Origin of the sequence: Streptococcus sp. 27098_8_70 (genome assembly GCF_041432215.1) — a bacterium.
GTDB classification, from domain to species: Bacteria; Bacillota; Bacilli; order Lactobacillales; family Streptococcaceae; genus Streptococcus; species Streptococcus oralis_CP.
Window position 1 is genome coordinate 193031 of the sequence record NZ_JAPVZD010000001.1, and the last position, 16718, is coordinate 209748.

General features: G+C 41.9%; 13 protein-coding genes. 9 read left to right on the plus strand and 4 right to left on the minus strand.

Going from position 1 to position 16718, the window contains the following annotated elements; all coding sequences use genetic code 11:
- Positions 1-49: 49 nt before the first annotated feature.
- The 5 genes from O3655_RS00915 (at position 50) to O3655_RS00935 (ending at position 6070) form a co-directional block, all read left to right on the plus strand.
- Complete coding sequence (locus tag O3655_RS00915; RefSeq protein ID WP_000359115.1) at positions 50-2179, plus strand: Tex family protein; 2130 nt, start codon at positions 50-52, stop codon at positions 2177-2179.
- Positions 2166-2609 (plus strand): SprT family protein, encoded by a 444-nt coding sequence (locus O3655_RS00920; RefSeq protein ID WP_000778613.1) that lies wholly within the window; start codon positions 2166-2168, stop codon positions 2607-2609. Before O3655_RS00915 ends, O3655_RS00920 begins: the two co-directional genes overlap by 14 nt.
- A gap of 59 nt (positions 2610-2668) precedes the next feature.
- The gene (locus O3655_RS00925; protein ID WP_001092787.1) at positions 2669-2941 is read left to right on the plus strand and encodes a PspC domain-containing protein; all 273 of its coding nucleotides are present in this window, start codon (positions 2669-2671) and stop codon (positions 2939-2941) included.
- A 380-nt stretch (positions 2942-3321) separates the two neighbouring features.
- Entirely contained in the window at positions 3322-4080 is a 759-nt protein-coding gene (locus tag O3655_RS00930; protein WP_000173369.1) for an ABC transporter ATP-binding protein, read from the plus strand.
- Position 4081: 1 nt separating this feature from the next.
- Positions 4082-6070 carry an ABC transporter permease gene (locus O3655_RS00935; protein ID WP_268703293.1) on the plus strand — a complete coding sequence of 663 codons (1989 nt, stop codon included), beginning with the start codon at positions 4082-4084 and terminating at the stop codon, positions 6068-6070.
- Between the two features lie 40 nt (positions 6071-6110).
- Here the strand turns inward: O3655_RS00935 and O3655_RS00940 are convergent, their stop codons facing one another.
- Positions 6111-6806 carry a VIT family protein gene (locus O3655_RS00940; RefSeq protein WP_042902207.1) on the minus strand — a complete coding sequence of 232 codons (696 nt, stop codon included), beginning with the start codon at positions 6804-6806 and terminating at the stop codon, positions 6111-6113.
- A gap of 217 nt (positions 6807-7023) precedes the next feature.
- Here O3655_RS00940 and O3655_RS00945 point away from each other — a divergent pair, with 217 nt between their 5' ends.
- Genes O3655_RS00945 through ftsY form a run of 3 tightly spaced genes read left to right on the plus strand, consistent with a single transcriptional unit; the run spans position 7024 to position 9947 of the window.
- Positions 7024-7815, plus strand: a complete 792-nt coding sequence (locus tag O3655_RS00945; RefSeq protein ID WP_042902584.1) for a Cof-type HAD-IIB family hydrolase — start codon at positions 7024-7026, stop codon at positions 7813-7815.
- Positions 7815-8633 (plus strand): Cof-type HAD-IIB family hydrolase, encoded by an 819-nt coding sequence (locus O3655_RS00950; protein WP_000763413.1) that lies wholly within the window; start codon positions 7815-7817, stop codon positions 8631-8633. Before O3655_RS00945 ends, O3655_RS00950 begins: the two co-directional genes overlap by 1 nt.
- 3 nt (positions 8634-8636) lie before the next feature.
- Entirely contained in the window at positions 8637-9947 is a 1311-nt protein-coding gene (gene ftsY, locus O3655_RS00955; protein ID WP_042902208.1) for a signal recognition particle-docking protein FtsY, read from the plus strand.
- A gap of 44 nt (positions 9948-9991) precedes the next feature.
- Here the strand turns inward: ftsY and zwf are convergent, their stop codons facing one another.
- The 3 genes from zwf to O3655_RS00970 form a co-directional block, all read right to left on the minus strand.
- Positions 9992-11479 carry a glucose-6-phosphate dehydrogenase gene (zwf, locus tag O3655_RS00960; RefSeq protein WP_000096116.1) on the minus strand — a complete coding sequence of 496 codons (1488 nt, stop codon included), beginning with the start codon at positions 11477-11479 and terminating at the stop codon, positions 9992-9994.
- 149 nt (positions 11480-11628) lie between these two features.
- Positions 11629-12369, minus strand: a complete 741-nt coding sequence (locus O3655_RS00965; protein WP_001096337.1) for an amino acid ABC transporter ATP-binding protein — start codon at positions 12367-12369, stop codon at positions 11629-11631.
- Positions 12369-14534, minus strand: a complete 2166-nt coding sequence (locus O3655_RS00970; protein ID WP_371641100.1) for an ABC transporter substrate-binding protein/permease — start codon at positions 14532-14534, stop codon at positions 12369-12371. The genes O3655_RS00965 and O3655_RS00970 overlap by 1 nt, the downstream gene beginning before the upstream one ends.
- 180 nt (positions 14535-14714) lie before the next feature.
- Here O3655_RS00970 and uvrB point away from each other — a divergent pair, with 180 nt between their 5' ends.
- Positions 14715-16703, plus strand: a complete 1989-nt coding sequence (gene uvrB, locus O3655_RS00975; RefSeq protein ID WP_308687854.1) for an excinuclease ABC subunit UvrB — start codon at positions 14715-14717, stop codon at positions 16701-16703.
- Positions 16704-16718 lie beyond the last annotated feature (15 nt).

A 16718-nucleotide genomic window follows, 5' to 3' on the forward strand; every position in this document is an offset into this window, starting at 1 on the left:
AAAAAGGGTAGGGCGAAACAAGGGCTGTTCCTTATGGTATAATAGGTATATGGATAAAAAATATGAAAAAATCTCCCAAGATTTGGGTGTAACCTTAAAGCAAATCGATACCGTTCTAAGTTTGACCGCTGAAGGAGCGACAATTCCCTTTATCGCCCGTTATCGCAAGGACATGACTGGTAGTCTGGATGAGGTAGCGATTAAGGCCATTATTGATCTGGATAAAAGTCTGACAAATCTCAACGATCGTAAAGAAGCTGTCTTAGCTAAGATTCAAGAACAAGGTAAGCTAACAAAGGAATTGGAAGAAGCTATCCTTGCAGCTGAGAAATTAGCAGATGTAGAAGAACTCTATCTTCCTTATAAGGAAAAACGTCGGACCAAGGCTACCATTGCCCGTGAAGCTGGACTCTTTCCTCTTGCTCGCTTGATTTTGCAGGATGTAGCTGACTTGGAGAAAGAAGCTGAGAAGTTTGTCTGTGAAGGATTTGCGACTGGTCAAGAAGCCTTGGCTGGTGCGGTTGATATCTTGGTCGAAGCCTTATCCGAAGATGTCAATCTACGTGCTATGACCTATCAGGAAGTGTTGAGACACTCTAAAATCACTTCGCAAGTCAAGGGTGAAAATCTCGATGAAAAACAAGTTTTTCAGATTTATTATGATTTTTCAGAGACAGTTGGCAACATGCAGGGCTATCGTACCTTGGCTCTCAACCGTGGGGAAAAATTAGGTATTTTGAAGGTTGGCTTTGAACATGCGACGGACCGTATCTTATCTTTCTTTGGTGCTCGTTTTAAAGTCAAAAATGCCTATATAGATGAAGTTGTCCAACAGTCAGTTAAGAAAAAGGTATTGCCTGCTATTGAGCGACGCATTCGGACAGAGTTGACTGAGAAAGCGGAAGAAGGGGCTATCCAACTCTTTTCTGACAATCTGCGCAATCTCCTCTTGGTTGCTCCGCTGAAAGGGCGCGTGGTTCTAGGATTTGACCCAGCCTTTCGTACAGGTGCCAAGCTAGCTGTCGTTGATGCAACAGGGAAAATGCTGACGACTCAAGTCATTTATCCAGTAAAACCAGCCTCCGATCGTCAAATCGAAGAAGCCAAGCGAGACTTAGCCGACTTGATCGGTCAGTATGGCGTGGAAATTATTGCCATCGGAAATGGAACGGCCAGTCGTGAAAGTGAAGCCTTTGTGGCGGAAGTTCTGAAAGATTTTCCAGAAGTCAGCTATGTTATCGTCAATGAAAGTGGCGCTTCTGTCTATTCTGCTAGTGAACTAGCTCGTCAGGAGTTTCCAGACTTGACCGTTGAAAAACGCTCTGCTATCTCGATCGCTCGACGTTTGCAAGATCCCCTTGCTGAATTGGTCAAAATTGATCCCAAGTCAATCGGTGTCGGTCAATACCAGCACGATGTCAGTCAGAAGAAACTGTCTGAGAGTCTGGACTTTGTCGTAGATACGGTGGTTAACCAAGTCGGTGTCAATGTCAATACAGCCAGCCCAGCTCTTCTTTCCCACGTAGCTGGACTCAATAAAACCATTTCTGAAAATATCGTCAAATACCGTGAGGAAGAAGGAAAAATCACTTCACGTTCTCAAATCAAGAAGGTTCCTCGTCTAGGTGCCAAAGCCTTTGAGCAAGCTGCAGGTTTCCTCCGTATTCCTGAAAGTAGCAATATCCTTGATAATACAGGAGTTCATCCAGAGAACTATGCTGCGGTTAAGGAGCTTTTCAAACGCTTGGATATCAAGGAGTTGAATGAAGAAGCACAAAATAAGCTTAAGTCCCTTTCAGTTAAGGAGATGGCGCAAGAACTAGATCTTGGCCCAGAAACCCTTAAAGATATTATTGCCGACCTTCTCAAACCAGGTCGAGATTTCCGTGATTCTTTTGATGCACCTGTACTCCGTCAAGATGTACTGGATATCAAAGACTTAAAAGTCGGCCAGAAGCTAGAAGGTGTGGTGCGTAATGTCGTTGACTTCGGTGCCTTCGTTGATATCGGGATTCACGAGGATGGTTTGATCCATATTTCCCACATGAGTCGCAAATTTATCAAACATCCTAGTCAAGTGGTGTCTGTTGGAGATTTGGTAACGGTTTGGGTTAAGAAAATCGATACTGAACGTGAAAAAGTTAATCTGTCGCTCCTAGCTCCAGATGAAACTGACTGAGTACGTTCAGTCCGTTTCCCTCGAAGACTTTGGTAGACCTTTTACACACCAAGCCCAATGGAATTCTCGTCTGCGAACGACAGGTGGGCGATTTTTCCCTAAAGATGGGCATTTGGATTTTAATCCCAAGGTCTATAATGAACTTGGTTTGGAGGTTTTTCGGAAAATCGTGCGCCATGAACTCTGTCACTATCACCTTTATTTTCAGAAAAAGGGGTATCGGCATAAGGACCGAGATTTTAAGGAACTTTTGAAAGAAGTGGATGGACTACGCTTTGTTCCCCCTTTGAGAGCCCAAAGTAATTTCCTAGTTTATCAGTGTCAATCCTGCCAGCAACGCTATCAACGAAAGAGGAAGATTGATACCAAGTGCTATCGCTGTGGCGTCTGCCGTGGTAAACTCGTCATCCTAAATCGGCCTAAGGACTGATGTTTGTGCCCCCGTTTCATGATATACTACTTGTAAGAATACCGAAAGAGGAACAAATCATGAATACAAAATTTTATAAAATGAAACGAAATAGTATGGTATCGGGAGTTTTAGCTGGTTTATCAGACAAGTGGAATTTTGATGTAACTCTAGTCCGCTTTCTCTTTGCCATTTTTACCATATCAAATTTTGGGATTGGTGTGATTATCTACATCATCCTCGCCTCTATTCTGCCAACTAAGGAAGAGATTGAAGCAGAAATGTACGGAACAGGACCACGCAAACGTAAGGATGCTGAGGCCATTTATGACAATGATGGACGGTTTTGGTGAGTCGGATTTGGAAATAGTTTATAGATGATTTCCTTGTTTCTTGAAGAAATTAGAAAAAGTAGTGAATCCTAACCCTTGCATCCGCAAGGGTTTTCTTCTTGCCTTTCTTTTATGGTAAAATATTGATAGCGAAATTGCTTGATATTCTTCAATCTTACAAAAATGTAAGATTAAAGTCTCTTTTGTAAGGTTAGGTTATGGCAAGCCATCTTTTTTTGCGATAAACTAGACTCATAAAGAATAAAGGAGCAAAACCATGAAAAGAATTTTACAAAAGAAAACAAGAAAACCAAGTCAAAAAGATATCGAGCGTGTTCAACTGGGATGCGCTATGATGCAAGCACAGTTTCAAATGATGGGATATTAAGAAGGAGAAAATCATGACACTTTTAGATGTAAAACACGTTCAAAAAATCTACAAAACACGTTTCCAAGGAAACCAAGTCGAAGCACTCAAAGATATTCACTTTACCGTAGAAAAGGGTGACTACGTTGCCATCATGGGTGAGTCTGGTTCAGGAAAGTCAACCCTGCTCAACATCCTAGCTATGCTGGATAAACCAACTCGAGGCCAGGTTTACCTAAACGGAACAGACACAGCCACTATTAAAAATTCACAGGCTTCGAGTTTCCGTCGGGAAAAGTTGGGATTTGTCTTCCAAGACTTTAACTTGCTAGATACCCTGTCTGTTAAGGACAATATCTTGCTTCCGCTAGTATTATCACGAAAACCTATCACAGAGATGATGAAGAAATTGGTAGTAACCGCTGAAAATCTGGGCATCAACCAATTGCAAGAGAAGTACCCTTACGAGATCTCAGGAGGTCAAAAACAGCGGGTAGCAGTAGCACGCGCCATCATCACAGAACCTGAAATTCTCCTTGCGGATGAGCCAACAGGAGCCCTTGACTCCAAGTCATCTGCAGCCTTACTCGATGTATTTGATGAAATCAATGAACGCGGTCAAACTATTCTTATGGTAACCCACTCAACGGCAGCAGCCAGCAGGGCCAAGCGAGTTCTCTTTATCAAGGACGGCATTCTTTACAACCAAATTTACCGTGGAGACAAGACAGAGCGTCAGATGTTCCAAGAAATCTCTGATACTTTGACTGTTATGGCAAGCGAGGTGAATTAGTATGTTCCGATTAACCAATAAGTTAGCGGCATCCAACTTGATTAAAAACCGCAAACTCTACTATCCCTTTGCCCTTGCTGTTCTCTTAGCAGTGACCATCACCTATCTCTTTTACTCACTGTCACTTAATCCTAATATTGGCAAGATACGAGGGGGAGAAACTATCTCTATGACCCTCGCTCTCGGTATGGTGGTTGTTACCATCGCTTCTGGAATTATTGTCCTTTATGCCAATAGTTTTGTCATGAAGAACCGTTCCAAGGAGTTGGGTGTATATGGTATGCTGGGGCTTGAAAAGCGCCATTTGATCAGTATGGTTTTTAAGGAGCTTCTTATTTTTGGTTCCTTAACCTTGACAGCTGGTCTCGGTCTAGGAGCTCTCTTTGATAAGCTAATCTTTGCCCTCCTTTTGAAGTTAATGAATATGAAGGTAGAGCTCGTTTCGACTTTCCAACCAATTGTCTTTATCCTAGTTCTCATCGTCTTTGGGGTTATCTTCCTAGGTCTAATTTTTATCAATGCCTTTCGCATCGCACGCATGAATGCCCTTCAGCTCTCTCGTGAAAAAGCCAGTGGTGAGAAAAAAGGACGTTTCTTAGGTGTCCAAACCATTCTAGGTCTGATTAGTTTGGGAGCGGGTTACTATCTAGCAGTAACAGTCGAAAACCCACTTTCTGCTGTTCTGATTTTCTTCGTAGCAGTTTTGTTAGTAATTTTGGGAACTTATCTTCTCTTCAATGCAGGGATTACAGTTTTCTTACAAATCTTAAAGAAAAACAAGCGTTATTATTACCAACCCAACAACATGATTTCCGTATCCAATCTCATTTTCCGTATGAAGAAAAATGCGGTTGGTCTGGCGACGATTGCTATTCTCTCAACCATGGTCTTAGTGACTATGTCTGCTGCAACAAGTATCTTTAAGGCATCAGAAAACTTCAAGAAGGTCATGAATCCACATGATTTTGGGATTACAGGACAGAATGTTGAAAAAGAAGATATCGAAAAACTCTTGAGCCAGTATGCTAGTGAAAAAGGATTGACTGTCACAAAGAAAGAAGTCCTTACATACAGTAACTTTGGTGTGGCAAATCAAGAAGGTACGAAATTGACAATTTTTGAGAAAGGTCAAAATCGTGTTCAACCGAAAACTATTTTTATGGTCTTTGACCAAAAAGACTATGAGAATATGACAGGACAGAAACTTGCACTTTCAGGTAAGGGAGTTGGATTGTTTGCTCAAAACAAGCAACTTCAAGGTCAAAAAGAACTGACTCTGAATGACCAGACCTACACGATCAAAGAAGAAATCAAAAAAGATTTTATTCTTGAACATGTCCCAAATCAGTACAATATTCTAACTTCGGATTATAACTATTTGGTTGTTCCTGACTTGAAAGCCTTTCTTGACCAGCATCCTAATTCTTCCATCTTTAATCAATACTATGGTGGTATGAATGTAACGGCTAGTGAGGAAGAGCAGCTTAAAATTGCAGATGACTATTCAAAATTCGTTAACAACTTTAATAGAGAACTAAACAAAGAAGGAAGCTATGTTTACGGAAGCAATCTGGCTGATAGTAGTGCGCAGATGAGTGCTCTCTTTGGTGGAGTTTTCTTCATCGGTATCTTCCTCTCTATCATCTTTATGGTGGGAACGGTTCTTGTCATCTACTACAAACAAATCTCTGAAGGCTATGAAGATCGTGAACGCTTTATCATTTTGCAAAAAGTCGGTCTCGATCAAAAGCAAATCAAGCAAACCATCAATAAACAGGTCCTAACTGTTTTCTTCCTCCCATTGCTCTTTGCCTTCCTACACCTTGCCTTTGCCTATCATATGCTTAGCCTCATCCTAAAAGTAATTGGGGTGCTAGATGCGACCATGATGTTGACTGTCACTTTATCCATCTGTGCTATCTTCCTCATCGTCTATGTCTTAATCTTTATGATTACCTCAAGAAGCTATCGCAAGATTGTGCAAATGTAAAAAAAAGATACCTCGATATTCATCGAGGTATTTCTTTATCTTAAATGCTGAAGAGTTGTCCAAACAGGTAAGTCACTCCCATGGTGAGAAGTCCGATACAGAGGTTACGGATCATAGCAGTTTTCGTAGGTGCCTTGCCTAGTTTAGCACTGGTATAGCCAGTGACGAGAAGGGAAAGGGCAACGATAAAAACAGTAGCAGGAATGCGATAATCACTTGGAAAGACAGTGATCGAAAGCATGGGAGGAAGACTTCCCAGTACAAAGGCGATAAAGCTAGAGATTGCAGCATGCCAAGGATTGGTAAATTCTTCGTACTCGATACCGTATTTTTCCTCAACCAAGGCTTTGAGTGGATTCTTTAAAAAGGCCTTGTTGGTCAAGAGTTGGGCTGACGTTTCACACTCACCATTTTGTAAGTAAGCAGCATAGAGGGATTGTTTTGCAGATTCGATGTTTTTATCCAAGAGTAATTGCTCTCTAGCAACAGCGGCTTCTTCCGTGTCTTTCTGAGTGGATACAGAGACATATTCGCCGCCTGCCATAGAAAAAGCACCAGCAAGGATAGCGGCCAATCCTGATAAAAAGATAATCCAGATATTGCTTGTCGCACTGGCAACACCGATAACGACTCCAGCAATGGAAATAATTCCATCATTGGCTCCTAGAACACCTGCGCGTAGGATATTGAGTCGGCCTGCAAAGTTAGCATCAATTTCATGTTTTATTTCTGTCATAGTCATCTCCTTTCTCTCCATTATAGAGAAAAGGGTAGGGGAATACAAACTTTTTAAACTATCTGAAAAAAGTTCTACGATTCTAATTTTTAAGCCCTTTTCGACTTTACCGAAAAAGCACGGCAATACAGTTGCCAATCCTACTGTACAAGTCCTTTTTTAGCTTATCTATGGTATAATAGAAGGTAGATTTATCAATTGGAGAATGAAGGATTTTATGATTAAACTTGTAGCAACCGATATGGATGGAACCTTTCTAGATGGAGAGGGTCGGTTTGATATGGAACGCCTCAAAAACGTACTTGTTTCCTACAAGGAAAAGGGGATTTATTTTGCAGTGGCTTCAGGTCGTGGTATCCTGTCCCTGAAAAAGTTGTTTGCTGATGTGCGTGATGAAGTGATTTTTATAGCTGAAAATGGGAGCTATGTTGAGTTTCATGGTGAGGATATGTATGAGGCTACTATGCCTCGCGACTTTTACTTGAACACTTTTGAAGCTTTAAAGAAATCGCCCTATTTTGATGAAAGAAAAATGCTACTGACTGGGAAAAAAGCTTGTTATGTTTTGGACACAGTGGATGAAACTTATCTTAAGTTAAGTAGTCACTACAATGAAAATATTCAAAAAATAGCACGTTTGGAAGAGATCACGGATGAGATTTTTAAATTCACCACTAACTTCACAGAAGATACGATAGAAGCTGGTGAGGCCTGGGTAAATGAAAATGTTCCTGGTGTGAAAGCCATGACAACTGGTTTTGAATCCATTGATATTGTCTTGGACTATGTTGATAAGGGTGTAGCTATTGTTGAGCTGGCAAAAAAACTTGGTCTGACCATGGATCAGGTTATGGCTTTTGGCGATAATCTCAATGACCTTCACATGATGCAGGTAGTGGGGCACCCCATCGCTCCTGAAAATGCGCGACCAGAAATTTTAGAATTAGCAGAAGCAGTGATTGGCCACCATAAGGACCAATCAGTGATGGCTTATATGGAGGGTTTGTAATGGCAGATATTAAATTGATTGCACTGGATTTGGACGGTACTTTGCTGACAACGGATAAAAAGCTGACAGATCGTACCAAGGCGGTCCTCAAAGCTGCGCGTGACCGTGACATCAAGGTCGTTCTGACAACGGGACGTCCTCTGAAGGCTATGGATTTCTTTCTCCATGAGCTAGGGACTGATGGTCAGGAGGATGAGTACACCATCACCTTTAATGGTGGTCTAGTACAGAAAAATACAGGGGAGATTCTCGATAAAACCGTCTTTTCAATCGACGATGTGGCACGCTTGTACGAGGAAACTGAAAAACTCGGATTACCGTTAGATGCTATTTCAGAAGGAACCGTCTATCAAATCCAGTCAGACCAAGAAAGTCTCTATGCTAAGTTCAACCCAGCCCTGACTTTCGTACCTGTCGCTTTTGAAGATCTATCTAGTCAGATGACGTATAATAAATGCGTGACTGCTTTTGCCCAAGAACCTTTGGATGCAGCGATTCAACAGATTTCTCCAGAATTGTTTGACCAATATGAAATCTTCAAATCGCGTGAACTCTTATTGGAATGGTCGCCGAAAAACGTCCACAAGGCAACAGGTTTAGCGAAATTAATTAAACACTTGGGAATCGACCAAAGTCAAGTCATGGCTTGTGGGGACGAGGCCAATGACCTTTCCATGATTGAATGGGCAGGTCTGGGAGTTGCTATGCAAAATGCTGTTCCAGCAGTTAAGGAAGTTGCCAATGTGATTACCCCAATGACCAACGACGAGGAAGCCGTTGCCTGGGCTATCGAAGAATACGTGCTAAAGGAGAACTAAAATATGGGATTATTTGACCGTCTATTCGGAAAAAAAGAAGAGCCGAAAATCGAAGATATTGTAAAAGAAGCACTGGAAAATCTTGATTTGTCAGAAGAGGTTGAAGAGAACCAAACGGCAGTCGAAGAAACTTCTCAGGAAGAGACAGCAAGAGACAAAGTGGAAGAAACACCCGCTCAAGAAGAAATTCCTCAAGTCTCAACAGAAGAAGTGATTGAACCAGAAGCAGTCGAAGAAACTGCTCAGGAAGAGGTTGAGCTAGAATCTGATGAATTGGAACAATTCCAAGAGCCGGAAGAAATTCTAGAAGAAGAGAACCAAGAAACTGTAGAGTTCGAAGAAGGGTTAGCTTCTGAAGTAGTAGAAGAAGAACTTCCTCAGGTTGAAGAAACCGTACAGGAAAAATATGACCGCAGTCTCAAGAAAACCCGTACAGGATTCGGTGCTCGTTTGAATGCCTTCTTTGCCAACTTCCGTTCTGTCGATGAAGAATTCTTCGAGGAATTGGAAGAACTGCTCATCATGAGCGACGTCGGTGTGCAGGTCGCTTCAAACTTAACAGAAGAACTACGCTATGAAGCTAAACTCGAAAACGCTAAGAAGCCTGACGCACTTCGTCGTGTTATTATCGAGAAATTGGTTGAACTTTATGAGAAGGATGGCAACTACGATGAACAAATCCACTTCCAAGATGGTTTGACCGTCATGCTCTTTGTTGGTGTTAATGGTGTTGGGAAGACAACTTCTATCGGGAAATTGGCTCATCGCTACAATCAAGCTGGCAAGAAAGTCATGCTGGTTGCAGCAGATACCTTCCGTGCGGGTGCTGTGGCCCAGCTAGCTGAATGGGGTCGACGTGTGGATGTTCCTGTTGTGACGGGACCAGAAAAGGCTGACCCTGCTAGTGTGGTCTTTGATGGGATGGAACGTGCTGTAGCTGAAGGGATTGATATTCTCATGATTGATACAGCAGGTCGTCTGCAAAACAAGGACAACCTTATGGCTGAGTTGGAAAAGATTGGTCGCATCATCAAGCGTGTCGTGCCAGAGGCGCCACATGAAACCTTCCTTGCCCTTGATGCTTCAACTGGACAGAATGCCTTGGTGCAAGCTAAGGAATTTTCTAAGATAACACCATTGACTGGAATTGTTTTGACAAAAATTGACGGAACTGCCCGAGGTGGTGTTGTACTGGCTATCAGAGAAGAACTCAATATCCCTGTAAAATTGATCGGTTTCGGTGAAAAAATCGATGATATTGGGGAATTTAACTCAGAAAACTTTATGAAGGGTCTCTTAGAAGGCTTGATTTAATACAAAATAAATATCCTGCAAGTCAATCTTGCAGGATATTTTTGCTATTCTAAACGGCCATCTTCACGATAGGCGATATCTGGTTGCCAGGTCCATTTGGCTCCATACTTCTCAAGTAAGTCAAAGCTAGCTTGTGGCCCCATGCTTCCAGCTTTATAATCGTAGAGTGGAGCTCCGTTTTCATCCCAGAGCTTTTCGATACGGTCAATCAATTTCCACGAAGCACTTACCTCATCCCAGTGGCTAAAATTGGTAGAGTTGTTATTCAAGACATCGTAGATTAATTTCTCGTATGGGTCTGGTGAGGCTCCAGTAGCAGTAGCATCTGTACGGTAATCCAGAGAGCTTGGAGCCAGGTTGAATTCTTCTCCGACTTGCTTCCCATTGAGGCTGAGAGAGAATCCTTCAGTTGGTTGGATATAGATTGTCAAAATGTTTGGAGCAAGTGGTTCTCCAAAGATAGAATCCATTTGCTTAAAGACGATATTAACGTGAGTTCCTTTTTCCGTCAGGCGTTTCCCTGTACGGAAAAAGAAGGGAACACCACGGAAGCGATCGCTGTCTACAAAGAAGGCACCAGATGCAAAGGTTTCTGTTGTAGATTCAGGATCGACGTTTGGCTCGCTACGATAGGAAATGTATTTCATGCCATCGATTTTACCAGAGCGATATTGACCACGGATAAACTGTTCTTTCAATTCTTCCTCAGTTGGATGATAGAGGTTTTTAAAGACTTTTATCTTTTCAGCACGAATCTCATCCTTTGTAAAGCTAGCTGGTTTGTCCATGGCTAGAAGAGAGAGGAGTTGAAGAGTATGGTTTTGCACCATATCACGAAGGGCACCAGATTGATCATAGTAGCCACCGCGTTCTTCTACACCCAAGCGCTCTGCAAAGGTAATCTGAACATTATCGATGTGTTCGCGATTCCAAACATTCTCAAAGATCATGTTGGCAAAACGAACAGCAAAGATACTCTGAATCATCTCTTTACCTAGGTAATGGTCGATACGGTAGATTTGCTCTTCATCAAAGGCCGCAAGGAGATCTTCATTGAGTTTGCTAGCTGTTTCGTAGTCTGTACCAAATGGTTTCTCAACGATCAAGCGCTCAAAACCTTTACCATCGACAATGTTTTCAGATTTGAGGTGCTTGGCAATAGTTCCAAAGAACTGAGGTGCCATAGACAAGAAGAAGAGCTTATTGTGTTCAGCTTGGTATTTTTCATTTAGCTCAGCTTGTAATTGACGCAGAGCAATGTAATGTTCCGTATCATTCACATCATGGCTTTGATAGTAGAAATGGCTAGCAAATTCTTGGGCTTGCTCGGTACTATCTGCCAAATCAAGGATGGACTCGACAACTACAGATTCAAAATATTCCTTACTCCAAGGTCTACGAGCTGTTCCGATAACAGCAAAATGTTCAGAGAGATTGCCTGATTTATAGAGTCTGAAAAGGGAAGGGTAGAGTTTGCGTTTAGCTAAATCTCCACTCGCACCGAAAATTGTAACAATAACCTTTGATGACATCTAGCTACCTAATTTCTATATTTTTTCCTAGTTGGACTAGGGATGAGATTTCCTCATTATCATAGTTTTTATTTTATCATAATTTTCAAAAAAAACAAAAAATCCAATACGCAATTAAAAAACTGTAAGGAGAACCTTACAGTTTTGTTTTATACATTTAAGACCTTATCCAAGAACTCTTTTAAACGAGGGTGCTGCGGGTTGTCAAAGATTTGATCTGGAGTTCCATCTTCCAGGAATTCACCATCAGCCGTAAAGATAACACGGTTAGCCACCTGACGAGCAAATCCCATCTCATGGGTTACGATAATCATGGTCATGCCTTGTTCCGCCAATTCCTTCATAACATTCAGTACATCTCCAACCATTTCAGGGTCCAGAGCGGAAGTTGGCTCATCAAAGAGCATGATATCAGGATTCATGGCAAGTCCACGAGCGATAGCTACACGTTGTTTCTGACCACCTGAAAGGCTATCTGGATTAGCATTAGCCTTGTCTGCAAGACCGACTTTCTCCAGCAACTCCATCCCCAATTTTTCAGCTTCTTCTTTGGTCATTCGTTTGTGTTCAATAGGTGCAAAAGTGATATTTTCTAGGACTGACATGTGTGGGAAGAGGTTGAAGTGTTGGAAGACCATTCCGACGTTCTCGCGAACATGGTCGACATTGGTTGATTTTTCAGTCAGATCATAACCATTCACTGTGATGTGACCGCTCGTTACCTCCTCGAGAAGGTTAAGGCTGCGGAGGAAAGTAGATTTACCAGAACCAGAAGGACCGATGATACAGACAACATCTCCTTCATAGAACTTAGTAGTAATGCCTTTTAAGACTTCATTTTTTCCATAATACTTATGCAAATCATTTACATCAATTTTTAGTTTTGCCATTAACGAATCCTCTTTTCTAAGCGTTTCGCTAGTCTAGTCAAAAGCGTGATAATTACAAGATAGAAGATAGCAAGGATTGCATACATCTTGAAACTTTGGTAGTTACGGGCGATGATAATCTTACCAGTTTGGAAAAGTTCCACCAGACCGATAGCAGATACGATGGTTGTATCTTTAAGAGCGATAACGAATTGGTTGACGAAGTTTGGCAACATCAATTTAGTCGCTTGTGGCAAGATAATCTTACGCATGGTTTTTCCATAAGAGATACCAAGACTGCGGCTGGCCTCCATTTGCCCAACTGGAACAGCCTGGATCCCACCACGAACAATTTCAGCGATATAAGCTGCCGCATTGAGTGAGAGGGCAATAGTACCAGCTACAAAGTCGTTAATTGGACTTTGTTGGCCTGTGATGGACTCGATGAAGTTTGGAATTCCCCAGAAGATAAAGGCTGCAAGAATCATCAATGGAATACCGCGGATAACGTCAACGAAAATCTCAGAGATCAGACGAAGAGATTTGTATGGACTAACGCTAAACATACCAAAGATAATACCGATGACAATGGCAATTGCAAATGAGATAAGCGCTAGAGCAAGAGTGATTCCAAGTCCACTAAGAAGTTGTTTGTAGTTGTTTTGAATCAAGCCCCAGATAGTTGTTTCGTCAACCGTACTTGTAGAATCAGTTGAAGTTTCACTAGCTAGATACTTGTCAAGAATCTTTTGGAATTCTCCGTTAGCTTTGAGGTTGGCAAGTCCATTATTGAACATCTGGATCAATTCAGGATTTGTTCCTTTTTTAACCGCAAAGCCAGTTTCACCGATTGGAGTTCCAGCGATTGGTGTTTTCAATTTTTGACCTTGGCTGATAGAATATTTGAGAACTGGCTCATCATCCATCACGGCATCAATAGCTCCAGTATTCAGACTGTCATACATAGATGCGCCATCTGCAAAGGTTTTAATCTTATAACCGTATTTGCTTTGGTTCTCAGTAAGGAACGTTTGAGAAGCAGTTCCGTTTTTAACACCGACAGTTTTATCCTTGAGGTCTTCATAAGAAGCAATGGTGCTTGATTCTTTCACACCAAGAATCGTATTTGCTGTGTAGTATGATTCTGAGAAGTCGAAGGTTTCCTTACGGGCATCTGTTACAGACATACCAGCAATGATACCATCTGCTTGTCCTGCTTGAACAGCACTAATGGCTGCGTCAAATCCTGGGTTGGTAATCTCAATTTCAAAACCTTGATCTTTGGCAATGGCCTTGATGAGGTCCATATCAATACCAGTGTATTGATTGCTTGAATTTTGAAAGACGAATGGGGCGAAAGATGAGTCACTGGCAATAATGTATTTGCTTTTCACTGGAGTAGCTTTTTGTCCAGCAGCAGTAGTTGTCGTTGGGGTTGCCGTAGTTGTAGAAGCTGTCCATTTTTGGATGATTTGCTCCAAGCTACCATCTTTCTTCATTTGTGCTAGGGCTTCGTTAAACTCGGTAACCAAGTGTTCATACTTGCTCCCTTTCTTGACACCAAAAGCAAAGCTTCCAACAGCCTCACCATCCATATTGATGCTGAGATCTTGTCCTTGGTTAATCGCATACTCAATAACAGGTTTATCATCCATGATGGCATTTACAGCACCAGCACTTAGACTGTTATTCATCAAATCACCTGTATCAAAGGTTTTAATAGAGAAACCGTATTTATCTTTGATACTTTCGAGGAAACGTTGAGCGGCAGTTCCGTTCTTAACTCCAACTGTTTTTCCGCTAAGTTCCTCATATTTGGTGATTTTATTTGCCTTTGTGGTAGCAATGACAACTTTTGTATCATAATAGGTATCAGACATGGTAAAGACATTTTCACGTTCTTTTGTTTTTGTCATACCTGCCATAATAGCATCTGCTTGACCTGACTGCACCGCATTTACAGCTGCATCAAAGCCAGGATAAGACATTTGGATATTCCATCCTTTGATTTCTGCGACTTTATTGATAATATCAACATCAATCCCTTTATAGGTTTGATCTGAATCTTTAAACTCAAAAGGTGCGTAAGCTGTATCAGACACAATCTTAACAGTATCAGCTTTTGCCATACCTAGTGAGAAAATGGGAAATAAAATGAGCAAACATGCTAGTATTTTTTTCTTCATTTTTAGTCTCCTTTTCCGAATATTTTCCCATTATATCAGAAAATGAATGAAAAGGCAAATTTTATGGATTTTATGTAAGGAAATCTAACATGAAATACCCACTCTTATCAACTTAGAGAAGAGTCTGAAAAGTAAATTTATGGTAAAATAGAAGGATAGAAAAATGCAGATGAGGCAATCATGATTAATAGAATTACAGATAATAAATTTAAACTAGTATCAAAATATGAACCTTCAGGAGATCAACCCCAAGCGATTGAGCAGTTGGTTGACAATATCGAGGGTGGAGAGAAGGCTCAGATTCTGATGGGGGCGACGGGTACAGGGAAGACCTATACCATGAGTCAGGTCATTTCCAAAGTCAATAAACCAACTTTGGTCATTGCCCATAACAAAACCCTAGCTGGTCAGCTCTATGGGGAGTTCAAGGAATTTTTCCCTGAAAATGCTGTTGAGTACTTTGTGTCTTACTATGATTATTACCAACCTGAGGCCTATGTCCCTTCGAGTGATACTTATATTGAAAAGGATAGCTCTGTCAATGATGAGATTGACAAGCTTCGACACTCAGCGACTTCAGCACTTCTGGAGCGCAATGATGTCATCGTCGTAGCTTCTGTCTCTTGTATCTATGGTTTGGGTTCGCCCAAGGAATACGCTGATAGTGTCGTTAGTCTCCGTCCAGGTCTTGAGATTTCTCGTGATAAACTCTTGAATGATTTGGTGGATATCCAGTTTGAACGTAATGATATTGATTTCCAACGGGGAAGATTTCGCGTTCGCGGGGATGTGGTGGAGATTTTCCCAGCTTCCCGTGATGAACACGCTTTTCGAGTAGAGTTTTTCGGGGATGAGATTGATCGTATCCGTGAAGTTGAGGCTTTGACAGGTCAGGTATTGGGAGAAGTGGATCATTTGGCGATTTTCCCTGCCACTCACTTTGTGACCAATGACGACCACATGGAGGTTGCGATTGCTAAGATTCAGGCAGAGTTGGAGGAGCAGTTGGCTGTCTTTGAAAAGGAAGGCAAACTGCTAGAAGCTCAGCGTTTGAAACAGCGGACAGAGTACGATATCGAAATGCTGCGTGAGATGGGTTATACCAACGGTGTTGAAAACTATTCTCGTCACATGGATGGTCGTAGCGAAGGAGAGCCTCCTTATACGCTTCTTGATTTCTTCCCAGATGATTTCTTAATCATGATTGATGAAAGTCACATGACTATGGGGCAGATTAAGGGCATGTACAATGGAGACCGTTCACGTAAGGAAATGCTGGTTAATTATGGTTTTCGTTTACCGTCAGCCCTGGACAATCGTCCTTTACGCCGTGAGGAGTTTGAGAGTCATGTTCATCAGATTGTTTACGTTTCAGCGACACCTGGTGACTATGAAAATGAACAGACCGAGACAGTAATTGAGCAAATCATTCGTCCGACAGGACTTCTAGACCCAGAGGTGGAAGTCCGTCCGACTATGGGACAGATTGATGACCTCCTAGGTGAAATCAATGCCCGTGTTGAAAAGAATGAACGAACCTTTATCACCACTTTGACAAAGAAAATGGCTGAAGACTTAACCGACTACTTCAAAGAAATGGGCATCAAGGTCAAGTATATGCACTCGGATATCAAAACCTTGGAACGGACGGAGATTATCCGTGACCTACGCTTGGGTGTTTTTGATGTCTTGGTCGGAATCAACCTGCTCCGTGAAGGGATTGACGTTCCTGAAGTAAGTTTAGTAGCCATTCTCGATGCCGACAAGGAAGGATTCCTACGTAACGAACGTGGCCTCATCCAGACCATTGGACGTGCCGCCCGCAATAGTGAAGGGCATGTCATCATGTATGCTGATACCATGACTCAGTCTATGCAACGTGCTATCGATGAAACAGCCCGCCGTCGGAAAATCCAGATGGCTTATAATGAAGAGCATGGTATCGTTCCACAAACCATTAAGAAGGAAATCCGTGACCTGATTGCTGTAACTAAGGCAGTTGCCAAGGAAGAGGACAAGGAAGTCGATATCAACAGCCTCAACAAACAAGAGCGCAAAGAACTCGTCAAGAAACTAGAGAAACAAATGCAAGAAGCCGTCGAAGTACTTGATTTTGAATTGGCTGCACAGATTCGCGATATGATGTTGGAAGTCAAGGCGTTGGGGTAGTATTATAGAAGGAAA

What these genes read in the sequence shown, in the direction of transcription:
- O3655_RS00915 (WP_000359115.1), top strand. Translation starts at nt 50, where the DNA reads ATGGATAAAAAATATGAAAAAATCTCCCAAGATTTGGGTGTAACCTTA.
- O3655_RS00920 (WP_000778613.1), top strand. Translation starts at nt 2,166, where the DNA reads ATGAAACTGACTGAGTACGTTCAGTCCGTTTCCCTCGAAGACTTTGGT.
- O3655_RS00925 (WP_001092787.1), top strand. Translation starts at nt 2,669, where the DNA reads ATGAATACAAAATTTTATAAAATGAAACGAAATAGTATGGTATCGGGA.
- O3655_RS00930 (WP_000173369.1), top strand. Translation starts at nt 3,322, where the DNA reads ATGACACTTTTAGATGTAAAACACGTTCAAAAAATCTACAAAACACGT.
- O3655_RS00935 (WP_268703293.1), top strand. Translation starts at nt 4,082, where the DNA reads ATGTTCCGATTAACCAATAAGTTAGCGGCATCCAACTTGATTAAAAAC.
- O3655_RS00940 (WP_042902207.1), bottom strand. Translation starts at nt 6,806, where the DNA reads ATGACAGAAATAAAACATGAAATTGATGCTAACTTTGCAGGCCGACTC.
- O3655_RS00945 (WP_042902584.1), top strand. Translation starts at nt 7,024, where the DNA reads ATGATTAAACTTGTAGCAACCGATATGGATGGAACCTTTCTAGATGGA.
- O3655_RS00950 (WP_000763413.1), top strand. Translation starts at nt 7,815, where the DNA reads ATGGCAGATATTAAATTGATTGCACTGGATTTGGACGGTACTTTGCTG.
- ftsY (WP_042902208.1), top strand. Translation starts at nt 8,637, where the DNA reads ATGGGATTATTTGACCGTCTATTCGGAAAAAAAGAAGAGCCGAAAATC.
- zwf (WP_000096116.1), bottom strand. Translation starts at nt 11,479, where the DNA reads ATGTCATCAAAGGTTATTGTTACAATTTTCGGTGCGAGTGGAGATTTA.
- O3655_RS00965 (WP_001096337.1), bottom strand. Translation starts at nt 12,369, where the DNA reads ATGGCAAAACTAAAAATTGATGTAAATGATTTGCATAAGTATTATGGA.
- O3655_RS00970 (WP_371641100.1), bottom strand. Translation starts at nt 14,534, where the DNA reads ATGAAGAAAAAAATACTAGCATGTTTGCTCATTTTATTTCCCATTTTC.
- uvrB (WP_308687854.1), top strand. Translation starts at nt 14,715, where the DNA reads ATGATTAATAGAATTACAGATAATAAATTTAAACTAGTATCAAAATAT.